Source organism: Thermoleptolyngbya sp. C42_A2020_037 (genome assembly GCF_015272455.1).
In the GTDB taxonomy this organism is placed as follows: Bacteria; Cyanobacteriota; Cyanobacteriia; order Elainellales; family Elainellaceae; genus Thermoleptolyngbya.
Genome location: NZ_JACYLP010000006.1, coordinates 71,343 through 86,500 on the forward strand (window position 1 = coordinate 71,343; position 15,158 = coordinate 86,500).

At 55.9% G+C, this 15,158-nt stretch carries 9 protein-coding genes; 6 read left to right on the forward strand and 3 right to left on the reverse strand.

The features are described 5' to 3' along the window. The first annotated feature begins 288 nt into the window (after positions 1 to 288). Positions 289 to 1,818, forward strand: coding sequence for a glucose-6-phosphate dehydrogenase (gene zwf / locus IGS16_RS01620; protein WP_297082755.1), 1,530 nt, complete (start codon positions 289 to 291; stop codon positions 1,816 to 1,818). A gap of 108 nt (positions 1,819 to 1,926) precedes the next feature. After that, a complete protein-coding gene (opcA, locus tag IGS16_RS01625; protein WP_297082758.1) occupies positions 1,927 to 3,258 on the forward strand; it encodes a glucose-6-phosphate dehydrogenase assembly protein OpcA in 1,332 nt (443 codons plus the stop codon). A 62-nt stretch (positions 3,259 to 3,320) separates the two neighbouring features. Here opcA and IGS16_RS01630 read toward each other — a convergent pair whose 3' ends face one another. Then, on the reverse strand, positions 3,321 to 5,456 hold the full coding sequence (locus IGS16_RS01630; protein ID WP_297082760.1) for a recombinase family protein: 2,136 nt from the start codon (positions 5,454 to 5,456) through the stop codon (positions 3,321 to 3,323). Positions 5,457 to 5,669: 213 nt separating this feature from the next. Between IGS16_RS01630 and IGS16_RS01635 the strand changes: the two genes are divergently transcribed. Together IGS16_RS01635 and IGS16_RS01640 are read left to right on the forward strand one after the other, a co-directional pair. Beyond that, complete coding sequence (locus IGS16_RS01635) at positions 5,670 to 7,001, forward strand: proton extrusion protein PcxA (protein WP_297082762.1); 1,332 nt, start codon at positions 5,670 to 5,672, stop codon at positions 6,999 to 7,001. A gap of 208 nt (positions 7,002 to 7,209) precedes the next feature. Beyond that, entirely contained in the window at positions 7,210 to 7,926 is a 717-nt protein-coding gene (locus tag IGS16_RS01640; RefSeq protein WP_297082764.1) for a hypothetical protein, read from the forward strand. A gap of 225 nt (positions 7,927 to 8,151) precedes the next feature. Here the strand turns inward: IGS16_RS01640 and apcB are convergent, their stop codons facing one another. After that, complete coding sequence (apcB, locus tag IGS16_RS01645) at positions 8,152 to 8,661, reverse strand: allophycocyanin subunit beta (protein ID WP_297082766.1); 510 nt, start codon at positions 8,659 to 8,661, stop codon at positions 8,152 to 8,154. Between the two features lie 785 nt (positions 8,662 to 9,446). On the opposite strand from apcB, the gene glnA reads away from it, so the two are divergent. Beyond that, positions 9,447 to 10,865, forward strand: a complete 1,419-nt coding sequence (glnA, locus tag IGS16_RS01650) for a type I glutamate--ammonia ligase (protein ID WP_297082768.1) — start codon at positions 9,447 to 9,449, stop codon at positions 10,863 to 10,865. Between the two features lie 177 nt (positions 10,866 to 11,042). On the opposite strand, the gene IGS16_RS01655 is transcribed toward glnA, so the two are convergent. Then, a complete protein-coding gene (locus IGS16_RS01655) occupies positions 11,043 to 13,658 on the reverse strand; it encodes an adenylate/guanylate cyclase domain-containing protein (RefSeq protein WP_297082769.1) in 2,616 nt (871 codons plus the stop codon). Between the two features lie 1,165 nt (positions 13,659 to 14,823). Here IGS16_RS01655 and gvpA point away from each other — a divergent pair. After that, positions 14,824 to 15,042 carry a gas vesicle structural protein GvpA gene (gene gvpA, locus IGS16_RS01660; RefSeq protein ID WP_068510916.1) on the forward strand — a complete coding sequence of 73 codons (219 nt, stop codon included), beginning with the start codon at positions 14,824 to 14,826 and terminating at the stop codon, positions 15,040 to 15,042. Positions 15,043 to 15,158 lie beyond the last annotated feature (116 nt).

The following is a 15,158-nucleotide window of genomic DNA, read 5'->3' on the forward strand; positions in this document are numbered from 1 at the left end:
TTGAACCGGAAGAAGGTGGTGTGATAAGGAATGGCTTTCGCTGTTTCACGAGGTTTTCGGTCTAGAGCCTGTTGATGGAATCTGCGAAATCTCATCTGGAGCGCAGGGCAGATTCAGAAACGCCCGTCAGGATCAAAGGTCAAGGGTGAGCGCGTCCTGCGGGCTGGCATCTAGAAGCAATATCTGGAAATAACATCTGGGCGATCGCCCCTCAAAGCTTCTTCCACCCGTCCTCAACCTCCCATCCAACCCAATCTACGCACACTCTACGCACCCCCAACCTTGTCTATGGTCACGCTTCTAGAAAACCCCCTCCGCGTTGGTCTTCAGCAAGACCGCATTCCCGAACCCCAGATCCTAGTCATCTTTGGTGCCAGCGGTGACCTCACCCAGCGCAAGCTGATCCCTGCGATCTACCAAATGAAACTGGAGCGTCGTCTGCCGCCCGAACTCACCATCGTTGGCGTAGCCCGACGGGATTGGAGCAACGACTATTTCCGAGAGCAGATGCGGATTGGGGTCGAAGAGTTTGGCGGTGGGCTAGGCAAACAAGAAGTCTGGGACGACTTTGCTCGCGGGCTGTACTATTTTCCCGCCGACATGGACGACCCAGTGAGCTATCAGGGCTTGAAGAACTTCCTGGCAAACCTGGATGATACCCGCGGTACCCGTGGCAACCGGGTATTCTACCTGGCGGTGGCCCCCCGCTTCTTCTCTGGGGCGATCGAGCAACTGGGCGCAGCCGGAATGCTGCCCGATCCCGAAAAGCATCGCCTAGTGATTGAAAAACCCTTTGGCAAAGACCTGATCTCTGCTCAGGCGCTCAACCAAGTTGTGCAGCATGTGTGCAACGAAAATCAGGTCTACCGCATCGACCACTACCTCGGCAAAGAAACAGTCCAAAACCTGATGGTGTTTCGCTTTGCCAATGCCATCTTTGAGCCGCTGTGGAACCGTCAATACGTAGACCATGTGCAAATCACGGTGGCAGAGCGCGTCGGGCTGGAGGGACGAGCAGGCTACTACGAAACGTCTGGAGCTTTGCGGGATATGGTGCAGAACCATCTCATGCAGCTCTTTTGTCTAACGGCGATGGAGCCACCCAACTCGCTCGATGCTGACAGCATCCGCAACGAAAAAGTGAAGGTGCTGCAAGCGACTCACCTGGCTGAAGAGATTGAAATCGGCAAGGGTGCGATTCGGGGACAATACTCCGCGGGCTGGCAAGACGGAAAGGCAATTCCTGGCTATCGTGAAGAAGAAGGGGCCAGCCCGACTTCGACAACCCCGACCTACGCCGCTATCAAGCTCAACATCGATAACTGGCGTTGGAAGGGGGTGCCATTCTATCTCCGAACCGGTAAGCGGATGCCCAAAAAGGTATCGGAAATCGCCATCCAGTTCAAGGAGGTGCCGTACCTGATGTTCCAGTCTGCCTCGCGCCAGGCCAATCCCAACGTGCTGGCAATGCGGATTCAGCCAGATGAAGGCATTTCGCTAAAGTTTGAGGTGAAGACACCAGGAACGTCGCTGCGAACCCGCTCGGTAGACATGGATTTTCGTTACGATACGGCCTTTGGTAGCGCCAACACCGACGCTTACAGCCGACTTTTGGTTGACTGTATGTTGGGCGATCAAACCCTGTTTACCCGGGGCGACGAGGTAGAAGCCTCCTGGCGCATTCTCACGCCGCTGCTGCGGGTCTGGGATGCACCGGCCGACCCTGACGCAATTCCACTTTATGAAGCAGGCACTTGGGGCCCGATCGAGGCAGAACTGCTGCTCAATCGAGACGGGCGGCGCTGGCGGAGGCTGTAGAAAGGGCTTAGGCATCGAATACAAGCTCGAAGACAAGCATTGAGGCTCGAACTGGCTTGAATCTTACTTGAATCTTAGTTTTCTCAACATTTCTCCACGACATTACCCATGACTACTACACCGCTCGTTACCTTACAGCAACCGAAGGATATTTCCCTCAGCGAGATTGAGGCGGAGTTGAGTCAGATTTGGCGGATGCAGAGTGGCTCAAAGGGAATGCCTGCACCGACTCGTGCGGCGACCTTTAGCATCGTGGTATACGCGCCAGAGGAGTTTCAACAACTGCTGGCGATCCTGGGCTTTTATACCGAAGAGATTGATAGCTACTTTGGCCCGAGTACCAAAAAAGCCGTGCTGGCAGCCCAAAAGTCTCTGGGACTGAGGATGACAGGGCGTTTTGATCCAGAGACGCTGGCGCGACTGCGGGAAGAGGTGGCTAAGCTGCCGCCGGAGAAGCGCGTGTTTCAAAACCGAGACGATCGTGGTTCGACGATCAGCGATGCGATCGCCGTTCAAAATCCCTGCCGTGTGATTACCCTGGCTCCTACGCTGGGCGAAGATACGGGCGTGACGGCGCAGGTGTCGGCCTATTGCCCGATTCAAAAGGGCGGCAACGCAGCGTCGATTTGCGGCGAATACATCACGATGAAGGGCACCAAGGAGGCGCTGAACCGGGTGGGTGACTTGGTGGCAACGCTGATGATTCCTAGCCTGCCGAAGTTTGTCTGGTGGAAGGCAACGCCAAACCCAGAGCATGAGCTATTTCGCAAGCTGGCGGCGGCTTGTAACTGCTTGATTCTCGATTCGTCCTATTTCACCGACCCAGCGACGGAATTCCTGAAAATGCAGGAACTGATTGAGTCAGATACATACATTGCTGACCTCAACTGGCATCGGCTGTCGGTGTGGCAAGAGCTGGCTGCGGCTGCGTTTGACCCACCAGAGCGGCGCGTCGCCCTGGCCGATGTAGACAAAATCACCATCGACTACGAAAAAGGCAATCCGGCGCAGGCTTACATGTACTTGGGCTGGTTTGCGAGCCGCCTGGGCTGGAAGCCGGTATCTGTTACTGATACACCGGGTGACTACGATATCACCACGATTTTGTTCAAGGGGCCCAACGACCAGGAAGTTCATGCCGAGCTGGCGGGTGTGCCGATTGCCGATGCGGGTGAGATTATTGGTGACCTGATTGGGCTTCGCCTGAGTTCGAGCAACGCCAACGCCAACTGCTGCACCATCCTCTGCTCGGAAACGACGGGCTGTATGCGAATGGAGGCTGGCGGCAGCGCTCAAAACTGTCGGACGGAGCAGGTGACGGCGATCAACGATCAGAAGGCGGAGTTTCTGGTGAGCCAGCAGCTTCAGCGCTGGGGCCGCGACGTGCTGTATGAAGAAAGTCTGGCGATGACGACCAGCATTTTGCGGCTGAAGGCGTAGATTGATTGGCTGGATTAGTCCTCTAGCGCGGTTTGCATTAGCAGTTTGCATTAGCGGTTGCATTATAGTTCGGCGGCGATCGCCTCTTCTGGGGGCATAACTGGAAGGGCGATCGCCCGCGCCGCATTCACCAGCGTCAGCAGTGGCCCACTTTGCTCTTGCCCGCTCGTAGACAGGTCGCTGTGGCAAAGGAACACGCGCTCATCGGCGCGATAGAGCAGATCCCGAATCTGGCGCTCCAGCCGATTCTGGTCTGCCGTTAGCGCATCGGCCGCCGTCCACCGCTGCCCCGACCAATCGCTGAGAAACAGTGGCGCAGCAAACAGCCCGCCGCCCCCCGTCAGCCACAGGGGAGAACCCGCATCCAGCCAAAACTGCCAGCGGTGGGCGCAGCGATTGGCCCGGTACTGGAAGATGGTAGCCAGCATCACCGCCGGACGGGTAATCAGCGGACGTACAGGATAGGGATCGGCAGTAATCGTGCCGCCGCGCAATAGCTCAATAAAGTCCTGCACGCTTTCCGACAGCGGTGCGGCATTTCGTAGCGCATCTGTTTGCCGCAGGCGAGACTCCACCTCCCAAAAGTGCTGTGCCGTTTCCATGAGTTCACGCAGTGCCGCCAGCCGATCGTAGGGCAAGGTGCTGCCGCCATAGAGAAACTGCTGAATGGCGCGGTCGAGCAGCGTGGCAGGGCTGGGAATCAACCGCTGCTGCTGCTGCGCTTGCTGCGTCTCGATCCACAGGCGAATCGATTCATAGGCCTGGGTGGCCCGATAGCCCAGCCGATCCCACCGTGGGAAAGCCGTCGCAGGCAGCAGATGCGGACGATTGGGGTCGGGCACAAAGCAGTGATCGACAATCAGCCCAGCGCGAACCGGATCGATTGCGGGCGCGGGTTCGGGAGTGGCAGGAGGTTGGAGGTTGGAGGCTGGAGATTGGACGGGGGTCTGGCTGAGGACAATCAGGAGTTCGGCGATCGCCTCTCGGTTGATTAGCCGTCCCAGCCCCGGATAGACCAGCGCCAACAGGGTCAGCAGGGCGCGAATCATGGGCGAGGCGGCGAGGGGCTGCTGGTCGTTCAGCGCTTCTACGGCAATGCCCCGGCGGGTGAGGATTTCGCGCAGGGTGTAGCGGGCGATCGCATCCAGCCCCGGCCCGATGATCGCCACCTCATCGGGACGCACCTGCCCGCTGTGAATCGCCTGAGCCACTTGCTCTGCCGTTTCTCGCAGCAGTTGGGCCCGCGAGATGGTCTGGATAGACTGCATCGTGGCTGGCAGGTCTGGCAGCAGCACGGGTTCCCGCACCCAGCCTGCCAGCGCATCGGCCCAGTCGGTGCCCAGGGTTCCGGCAGGCGGGTCGAGGGGTTCTATGCTGCAACGTTCTGCCAGGGTTGCCAGCCGCGCCGGATCGGCTCCCAATCCCCAACGCACGGCTCCCTGGGGGTTGTAGGTGAAAAATCCGGGCAGCCCCATGTCCAGCAGATGGGAGAACAGCGTGTGGGCGATCGCCGGATATTCGTCCACGTCGTCTGCCAGCAGCGCACTGAAGCGATCGCCCAGTCGAGCCTGGTAGGTGGCATCGGGCAGCAGATAGCGGCTGTATAGATCCGTTGCAACGCCGTAGGTCAGCAGCCCCCGCTCCAGGCACCAGTCACGCCACTGGGCGATCGCCCCGCCGATGTGTAGCCATAAATCGGGCTGCGTTTCGGGCGGAGCCAGCCCTTGCTGGAGCAGCGGCGCAATGTCTTCTGGGGGAACCTCTGCCAGCGCCGCCAGTTGCAGCATATCCAGCATCCGCCGCACCAAAAAATAGTCCGCCACACCGGGCAGCATCAGCGTGCCCTCGTCTAGCCCAGGCTGCCAGAGGCGCGTGGCCAGGGCTTGCTCGGTTTCGGGACGCAGCCGCAGGGGAAACTGAGTGCCCACCACGCCCCGCTCGACTAGCAGCGGATAAAACAGCACCACCTCGCTGAGGAAAAATCCGGCCGGCGTGGCGGTTTCCACGGGATATTGCGCCTGCTGCGCCGCCAGCCGATCGGAGAGGTCGAGGCGATTGTCGCCGATGGCCGCAAAGGCGATCGCCGGAGCGTTTTCCGAGACACTTGCCAGCGAACTCACCCACTCGCCAAAATGCTGCACCAGGCGTTCTGTTTTGCCGCTGCGAGATGGCCCGGTGATCCAGATCGACGGCTGCATTGGAACGCCCCTCCCCGTGAAAAAAACAGAATTTGCTACGATACTATACTTCTGGCTCTGATTTTGGTGGCTCTGATTCTGGGTCAGCTTGTGGCTGATTGCTGAGACAGGGCAGACTTGTGACACAACGCCTCTCATCCCGCTTCGCAGCGCCCATCTCCACTCCCGCTGTGAAGATTAATCGCTGTGAAGGTTAATCTGTGTGCATAGGCAATGACAAACCCAATTGTTTCTGGTGTCCAGGCGTACCTCCGCTTTAGTCGGCGATGGCTGATGGGCACCCCAGAACGTGCCCTGGATGATGCTTACGAAGCAGCGCTCCGCATCAAGGCGCTAGAGGATACGTACTTTGGGGGCGATCGCATCTCGTTTCAGCAGGGGAACTATAGCAGCAGCGCCCGCGCCTATTTTCAGACCGAGCTGCGGAAATATCTCAACATCGCCAAGCTGCGGCTGGCCGAGTTTCGCACCAGCAGCTCCATTTTGCAGGGCGATCGCCCGCCCACCGAAGTCCGCATTGACGAACAAACGCCAGGATCTTCCGAAATCAACATCCTCGATCGCGCATCGCTGATTCCCAAAAAGCTGGCCTTCGTAGACAGTATGCTGGCCCGCTACGCCGATGGCATTGTGCCCGCATCTGTGCTTGCTGCCCGCCCAGAGGTCGAGCCGGGGCGCAACGGAATGCAGCCCTTTGATCGAGGGGCAGGGCGATCGCCCAAGCGCCCGGCCGATCTCGAATCCATTGCCGACAAAACGGGCGTGCTGCCTCGCTCCATCCTCCGCACAGCCGACCGCATCAAGCGCGAGCTAGACCCCAACGCCGAGCAAGAGGTGATGGAGGATTTCTACATCTCCAAACGGCGCACCTTTATTTCGGTGCGGCTAGTGCTGCTGCTGATTATTCTGCCGCTGCTAACCCAACAGGTAACGAAAAACTTCCTGATCAGCCCCATTGTGGATCACTACCGCACGCCCGAAACCACGGGCGCATTCCTCAATGTGGATATTGAAGACGAAGCCTTTGACGAACTGCGGCGCTTTGAAGAACGGCTGCGGTTTTCCAGTCTAGTGGGCATGACACCGCCCCTATCAGAACCCGAAATCAATACCCGGCTCCAGGAAAAAGCCAAAGAGCTACAGCTTGAGGCTATGGCCAAGAGCAACAACGCAGTCAAAAATGTCTTTGCAGATATCTTCTCAGCGCTAGTCTTTGGCGCTGTCTTACTAAGCAGCCGCCGCGAGATTGAGGTGCTGAAATCCTTTATGGATGAAATCGTCTACGGGCTGAGCGACAGCGCCAAAGCATTTATTATCATCCTGCTGACGGATATCTTTGTGGGATTCCACTCGCCCCACGGTTGGGAAGTTTTGCTAGAGGGCGTTTCCCGGCATTTTGGCATTCCTGAAAGCCGCGACTTTATTTTCCTCTTCATTGCGACCTTTCCCGTCATCCTCGACACCATTTTCAAATACTGGATTTTCCGCTATCTCAATCGCATCTCGCCCTCTGCCGTGGCCACCTACCGCAACATGAACGAGTAATTTGAACGAGTAATTTTAAGGGCTAATGGCTGGACACTCGTGCAGGAAAAATTAGCTGCTTTAGCAATCCTCGCAACCCTCCTACTCCCGTACTTTGCCGGATGGCAGAACTCTGGTGATAAACCAAGAATTGTAGTACTGACTGGTGCTGCCCTCTTTTACCGCCATGCAATCCCTCAATCCCCCGTCCCCATCTGGTTTGCCCAACATGTCCTCCTCCAGGTTGCCGACAGTTGAAATCCTGGAACTCCGGACTGATTATCGTTCTTGCCACATTGTTCTACCCGACTCGAACGAACGCACAGCGGCGATCGCCCTCGCTGGGGAATACTACAGCTTCTTTCGCGTTGAAAAGTCCGAAGCCCGCGCTCAGTCAATCTGCGCCAAACTGATGCAGCGAGGACACCGACCCGTTATCACGCGAGTCCCCAAAGGATTTGTCGTGTGGACGCTGGAACCCAATGCCCAGCTTGCGACCCAGGCTACTTCAGCCAGATTGTCCGGCACCGGATCGTCCAACACCAGATTGTCCGACACCAGATTGTCCGACACCAGATTGTCCGACACCAGATTGTCTGATACTTCAAATACTTCAAGCCGCCCAACCCCCAATTCATCCCTCAATTTCTCAACTGGCGCTCCTTCAGAAAATGCTGCAACAGATGCACCCGTTGCGCCGTACCGAATTTTGGTTTCTCCCGATCAATACAAGTTCTGCAACATTCGCGTCCCCGATCTGGACAAGCGGCTCATGGCCATTTGTGTAGATGGGTTGTTTTACAGCCTGTTCAAAACCCTTGAAGACGTACAGCAGGCGGTTCAGATCGTGAAAAAGCTCAACTATCGCGGCAACGAAACGATTATTACCAAAAACGCCAGGGGCTATAGCCTGTGGGTGTTGGAACCCGATGCCTGCATGGATTGACCGCCATGAATCCGTTGCCCGTTCTGTGAATCCTTGTTTTTGTGGGCGTTTTTGTGAACAGTAGGGGCGATCGCCCTCCATCCAATGAGCAGCAAAATAGCAGCAAAAAGCGGGATAAAGCAACGCCTCACCCCGCTAGTCAATAGCGCTAGTCAATAGCTTTATATCAATCGCTCTATCCACAGAATCTAGAGATCTGTAGGTAAAGCCCCAAAAATAAACCCCTTAGAGGCTGGTTTCGCTCAGTTCGCGGATCATGTAATCAAAGGGCTGATCTAGAAAACCTGTATCGGCAATGCCGGCCTCAGCGACTTGCGCTGCCACCATTTCTTTGAGGATCTGAATCCCGCGCACCGTCGGCCCAATCGGCACACCCAGGGAGTTATAGGTTTCCCGCAGTCCTTCTAGCACCCGCTCATCCAGCAGGTTGGTATTGCCGGCCACCAGCGCATAGCTGGCATAGCGAAGGTAGTAGTCCATATCACGCAGGCAAGCCGCATAGCGCCGCGTCGTGTAGGCGTTGCCGCCGGGGCGAATCAGTTCAGGCACCTCTTCAAACAAGCGCGACCCAGCCTGCCTGACGATACCCGCAGCATTTGAATTAATCACAGCCGCCGCTTGCACTCGGGAAACCCCGGTGCTGAAGTAGGACTTCAGCGTGTCTAGCGCATCGCGATCGAGGTAGCGGCCTTTCAGATCGTAGTTTTCAATCAGGCTTGTGACAGCGTCCCGCATGAAACAAAATCTCCCAACACGACAAAATCTAGGTTTTTGCCAACACAGAATGCAACGCTTTGAAATAGGCCAAAGCTGCAACACAGTCATGACTTAGGAGCCTGAAACGAGCGCTAAAACAGCACTCAAGATACCCCTGCTCAGCCTGAAACGCGCTTTGGCTATGGCGTTTCAAAACGTGCTTATTAAATTGCTTATGGTAAAGTCTATCACGCAAGATTGGGCCCTATTTCGCCCCACTGCTCTGGATAGTCCGGGTTTGCAATTAAGTTTTGTATCGCTATTTTGTATCACCCTTCGGAGTATCCGCTGTCTCAAGCTTCGGGTCTAAGAAGACTCCTATTCAGGACTTTATCGCAGTGGCAATCTGTTCCAAATTGTACAAAACTGACTGTTCCAAATCGTACAAAACTGATTTCCAGGGTTAAGCCCGCTTTTGTTGCCTATTATACAAAAACCGCCTACGCCTCTCCTTAGGATGATTCAGGTGTAATTAAGGCCTGGACTCTAACACCTCTGACTACTGATCAACTCCTGTTGTTGATCAGCATCAGAGATGTATAGCTCCATTTATTGAAGACTGCATTTTGTATGACGCTGCTCTGAGTGTTGAGTGTAGTCTAGGCGGCGCTTCTAGCTAGAACGGGCTGGAGGAAGGGGCCGCTAGGGGATGCTTCTCCCTTATGCCCAGGCAAGCAGGTGTCAGGCGCTTGGCGATCGCACACCAGTCTCACTGCTAAACAACATCCGAGTCGAGATGGCTCAAATCACTGAAGGAGTAGTTCATGACGACCCCGCAAGAAGTCTTAAGCCTAATCAAAGACCAAGGCATTAAGCTGATTGACCTCAAGTTTATCGACCTGCCCGGCATCTGGCAGCACTTGACCGTATACGAGAACCAGATCGACGAAAGCAGCTTTACCGATGGGGTCGCCTTCGACGGTTCCAGCATCCGGGGTTGGAAGGCGATCAACGAGTCGGACATGAGCATGGTGCTCGATCCCAACACCGCATGGATCGACCCCTTTATGGCAGAGCCGACGCTGAGCATCATTTGCAGCATCAAAGAACCCCGCACGGGCGAACCCTACTCTCGCTGCCCCCGCGTGATTGCTCAAAAAGCGGTAGACTATTTGGCTTCCACTGGCATTGGTGACACTGCCTTCTTTGGCCCAGAGGCTGAGTTCTTCATCTTCGACGATGTGCGCTTTGACCAGAACCAGCACGAAGGCTACTACTACGTAGACTCGATCGAAGGCCGCTGGAACTCTGGCCGCAAAGAGGAGGGCGGCAACCTGGGCTACAAGCCCCGCTACAAAGAGGGCTACTTCCCCGTTGCGCCGACTGACACTTCGCAGGACATACGGAGCGAAATGCTGTTGACGATGGCCAAGTGCGGTGTGCCCATCGAAAAGCATCACCACGAGGTGGCAACGGGCGGCCAGTGCGAACTGGGCATTCGCTTTGACACCTTGGTTCAATCGGCCGACAACCTGATGATTTACAAGTACGTCATCAAGAACGTCGCCCGGAAGTATGGCAAGACCGTCACCTTCATGCCCAAGCCCGTGTTTAACGACAACGGCTCCGGAATGCACACCCACCAGTCCATCTGGAAGGACGGGCAACCCCTGTTTGCGGGCGACGGCTATGCGGGGCTGAGCCAGATGGCGCTGTGGTATATCGGCGGCATTCTAAAGCACGCTCCGGCGCTGCTGGCCTTCACCAACCCGACGACGAACTCCTACAAGCGTCTGGTGCCCGGTTTCGAGGCTCCGGTGAACCTGGCCTACTCCCAGGGCAACCGTTCCGCGTCGGTGCGGATTCCGCTGTCGGGTTCCAATCCGAAGGCAAAGCGTCTGGAGTTCCGCTGCCCCGACGCGACTTCTAACCCATACTTGGCGTTTGCAGCCATGCTCTGTGCGGGCATCGACGGCATCAAGAACCAGATCGATCCGGGTGAGCCTCTGGATGTGGACATCTACGACCTCAGCCCGGAAGAACTGGCGAAGATTCCTTCGACCCCTGGCTCGCTGGAAGATGCGCTGGAGTGCCTAGAGAAAGACCACGAGTTCCTGACGGTGGGCGGTGTCTTCACCGAAGACCTGATCAACACCTGGATTCAGTACAAGCTGGACAACGAGGTGAACCCGATGCGTCTGCGTCCACACCCCTACGAGTTCTCGCTCTACTACGATTGCTAAGGTTGGGGTTCAGAGAACAGGAGCCAGTATTGGAAGCGGCTTGTGGTTTCGTTGAGCCGCACGCTGACTGCTCCTGATGTTTTGAGTCACGAAAGCGCTGTGTAACCACTGGAGTTATGCGGCGCTTTTATTTTTTCTGCCTTTTAGATTTTTTCTGCTCTTTGGATACTTCACCCCTCACTTTGTCGTCATGGTGTGAACGCCGTCCCAGTCGTCGGCTGGCGGGGTAAGCAGAAATTCGCGGGCCCGTTCTAGGTGAACCTGAACCGCGCGATCGCCCGGCTTGATGTCCTGTGCCCGTTCAAAGTGCTGCAATGCCTCATAAAACCGCAAATGGTTGTAGGCAACGCGGCCGGCGGCGTAGTGTTCTAGAAACGCGGCGGTCTCTGGCGGGAGGGGTTGCGTGCGATCGCCAATTAGCTCGTAGATATTGATTGGAATCGTCTTGCCCTTGACGCGAATACGGTCGAGTTCCCGCACCCACACCTGATCGCGGCAGAGCTTGTAGGTATACTCGCTGAGGATAATGTCGCAGCCGTATTCCTTGGTCACGCCTTCCAGTCGGGCGCTAATGTCCACGCCATCGCCAATCACGGTATAGTCCATTCGCTTTTGAGAGCCGATGTTGCCAGAAACCACTTCGCCAGAGCTAATGCCGATGCCGATGCGGATGATGGGCTGGTTTGCCAGACGGCGGTGTTCGTTAAATTCCTTCAGCCGTCGCCGCATGTCTAGCGCCGACTGCACCGCCATCCAGGGGTGGTTAGGTAGGGGCAAGGGCGCACCAAACACTGCCATCAGCGCGTCGCCAATGAACTTATCCAGCGTGCCCTCGTAGGTAAACACCGCTTCCACCATCGTCTCAAAATAGTCGTTGAGCAGCGTCACCACGTCCGCCGCTTCCATCTTTTCGGTGAGCGAGGTGTAGCCACGAATGTCGGAAAACAGAATCGTCACGTCCTTGCGTTCGCCCACCATCAGCGCATCGTCGCCCAGCGCCATGACTCGTTCCGCCACGCCCGGTGTCATATAGCGATACATAGTGGCCTTCATCCGCTTTTCCTGGCTAATGTCTTCTAGCACCACCAATCCGCCCAGCACCTTGCCGTCGGGATTGGTAAGCGGGTTCACCGTCAGGTTGACACTGTGTTCGATGGGGCGGATCGAGGGCACCACGCCAAGTCCTGCGGCCGTGGGTGTGAGCGGCGTGGCGGGATTGTTCCACAGCAGATATTGGTCTGGGGTTTGGCGATCGCCCACCACCAGGGCATGGGTGAGGCCCGGCGGCAGCAAGAGAGCGGGAGAAACCGTCGGGTCAAGCGGCGAATGCTTAGGGAGTTCCAATAGCCCCACCTCTAGGCTTTGTTCAGGCACGTAGTGGCGAGCGCCAGATTGCAGGCTGTCTTGCAGGCGCAATTGCAGATTGTCGATGGGAATTACCTCCCACACGGGGCGATGCAGCAGATGCTCGCGCCATAAATCTGCCTCAGCGCTGGCATCGCCAATTGGGCATCCCAACAGCGCCAGTGCTGCGTCGTTAATGGTCACAACATTGCCCTGCAAATCGGTTGAAATCACTGCATCAGACAGGCTTTGCAGGATGTCTTTTTGATATTGCTTTTCCAGCAGCACTCGCTCAAACAGTTGGGCATTTTCTAGCGCGATGCCGGCCTGGGTGTTGAAGGCCTGCATGAATTCTTCATCGGAACGGGTAAAGCTGCCCTGATATTTATTGATGAGCTGCGTTACACCGATCAGCTTTCCTGCCGAGTTGAACACGGGCATGGAGAGGATGGTGCGGGTTTTGTACCCGGTCTTGAGGTCGGTGGTAGGGTCAAAGCGCGGGTCTTCGTAGGCATTCTCAACATTGACGACCTGCCCGGTGCTGGCAACAAAGCCGACGATGCCTCGGTTCATGGGAATGCGAATTTCAAGCAGTTGCGTGCGGTCGGCAGTGGGCACCTTGGACCAGAGATCTTGGCGATCGCGATCGAGCAGAAACAGCGTGCTGCGGTCGGCCCGCATGAGCTTACGGGCTTCGTCCATCACCGCTTGGAGGGTTTTTTCCAACTCTAGGCTTTGGGCCAGCAGTGTTGTGGCATTCAGCAAGGCCGTTGCGCCGCGTTGGTTTCGTGCTGCCATGTAAAACGAATTGCAGCTTTCCAAAATCACCCCAATGGAGTGAGCAAAGTTGCGAAAATGGGCTTCGTCTTGCGGATCGAAGGGCTGAACCCCGCGCTTGTTCAGCAGTTGGGCGATCGCCACCACCTGATCCTGCGTGTCGAAAATCGGCATACACAGGATATTGCGCGTGCGATAGCCCGTCTGCCGATCGATGCTGGGGTTGAACAGCGGATGCTGGTAAGCATCGGAAATATTCAGACTCTTGCCTGTCGTGGCAACATAGCCCGCAATGCCCTCGTTCAGCGGCAGGCGGATTTCGATCGTGCGATCGCCCTCTGAGTTCGCCTGAAAACAGTCGCCCTGGGCGACCTTGGACCAGAGTTGCGCCTTCTCCACGTCCACCAGAAAAATTGTGGTGCGCTCCGCCTGCAACACCTGCCCCACCTTCAAGGTGATCGCTTCTAGGACTTGCTCCAGCAGCGTTTCGAGGGCATCGTTGTTGATCAGGGCGATCGCCCGCAGATAGTACTGAAACTCTTGCGTTAGCTGCTGGAGCAGTTGGGTAAACTGGTCGTCTGACAGAGATTCGACGTGGCGCGTCAGGTCAGGTTGAATAAGGCGGGCCAGCAGACTATCAGAAGGGGAGACAGATGAGGAGAAATCCGCCATAGACTTCAATGCTTAGGGGCAACGCATTTGTAAAAGCCGTCTGGGAAGGCTGCCCTGGGCAACATGGCTCAGGGTCTCCCTTAGGACTGGTCAGATATGGATCAAATAAACGGTAAACGCATGAGATGCCCCTTTTTCAGCCTAACCGATCCCCTTGCAGATTGCAGGTGGGCAATACCCACAGATGCTTGCCCCCAAAGGGATTGCATTAGGAATGGCACCTTTTGTCAGCAAATCGGCAAACTGTGTCTGAAAGGGTGCATCCCACTTTTGTACCCCTCACCCTAAATCCCGCTCCCACAGCGGGAGAGGGACTTCCAATCCGGCTCCCCTTCTCCCGTTTTGGGAGAAGGAGCTGGGGGATGAGGGCAAACTTGCAGAACTGGGATGCACCCGAAGAGGCTGGGGGATGAGGGCACACTCAGTCCGGCAATGTTCGGTGGGGTGTAGCGACTCGACTTGCGATCGCAGCTTTTGTCATTTTGTAATTACATCCGGCGAAAATGACGTTTTATAAATCCTTGATTCCGTAATCATACGGAACCATTTCAGAGTCTTTCAGACAGAAATAGCCGAACGAAAAAAATGTCTGAATATCGTATCTCTTAATGAAAAGCGATTGTATTTTTGCTTATTTAAGCTCTTTTTTAGTCCTATCCTAACGCTGCATTTAGGCCGTTAATCCTGACCGAGCCAACCATTGAAAAGAATCGATGTTTCAGTCCAGAGAGGAACCTTTAAAACAAAGCTTCATATTTGATGAGCAGCCCGCAGAAATGCTGGAATCGAACTGCTGAAGGAGATTAAGCCACCTTGGCGATCGCCCTTTCCTGATATTTTGCGATCGCTTGTTAGTCATGAACATTGTCTGGGAACGATAGAAACATCTTGACCTAGTGCAAGGCTGCAAGCTATTCAGCTCCTGCGCTGGGTTGGAAATTCTGTCTGATGAAGGGTCTTCCGGAGTCACTTCGATTGGGCTGGAGCAGGTCTTTGCCGCATCAAAAACGCGGACTGAAAATCCAAACACTTTCCGCAATTTTGCTGGGAGCGTTTCAATTTTCACTCTCTATGCTGTACGAAGAAACCGATGCCTCCGTCCCGCATTTGGGGAAAACAGGCAGATTCAATTCTCATCCACTCAAGTATCTGTAGGTGACTAATCATGGCAGTTGAAAAAGTAAATTCTTCCTCTAGCTTGGCTGAAGTGGTCGATCGCATCCTGGACAAAGGGATCGTGGTTGATGCTTGGGTTCGCGTGTCTTTGGTGGGTATCGAACTGCTGGCGGTCGAAGCCCGCGTGGTGATCGCCTCCGTCGAAACCTACCTGAAGTACGCCGAAGCCGTGGGTCTGACCACCCAAGCCGCCGTCCCCGCTGCCTAGAGGCTGATCTTCGTCCCTGCTGGGTGTGTCTATTCCAACTCCTGTGGCAGGCAATTTCGCTAAGGCTTGCGCTCCCACCCAGCAGGAGACGTTTGGGGAGTCTTGTGGCTCCCCGC

Bases quoted from the DNA above. Each gene is read 5' to 3' on its own strand.
- zwf (WP_297082755.1), top strand. From the start codon at position 289: ATGGTCACGCTTCTAGAAAACCCCCTCCGCGTTGGTCTTCAGCAAGAC.
- opcA (WP_297082758.1), top strand. From the start codon at position 1,927: ATGACTACTACACCGCTCGTTACCTTACAGCAACCGAAGGATATTTCC.
- IGS16_RS01630 (WP_297082760.1), bottom strand. From the start codon at position 5,456: ATGCAGCCGTCGATCTGGATCACCGGGCCATCTCGCAGCGGCAAAACA.
- IGS16_RS01635 (WP_297082762.1), top strand. From the start codon at position 5,670: ATGACAAACCCAATTGTTTCTGGTGTCCAGGCGTACCTCCGCTTTAGT.
- IGS16_RS01640 (WP_297082764.1), top strand. From the start codon at position 7,210: ATGTCCTCCTCCAGGTTGCCGACAGTTGAAATCCTGGAACTCCGGACT.
- apcB (WP_297082766.1), bottom strand. From the start codon at position 8,661: ATGCGGGACGCTGTCACAAGCCTGATTGAAAACTACGATCTGAAAGGC.
- glnA (WP_297082768.1), top strand. From the start codon at position 9,447: ATGACGACCCCGCAAGAAGTCTTAAGCCTAATCAAAGACCAAGGCATT.
- IGS16_RS01655 (WP_297082769.1), bottom strand. From the start codon at position 13,658: ATGGCGGATTTCTCCTCATCTGTCTCCCCTTCTGATAGTCTGCTGGCC.
- gvpA (WP_068510916.1), top strand. From the start codon at position 14,824: ATGGCAGTTGAAAAAGTAAATTCTTCCTCTAGCTTGGCTGAAGTGGTC.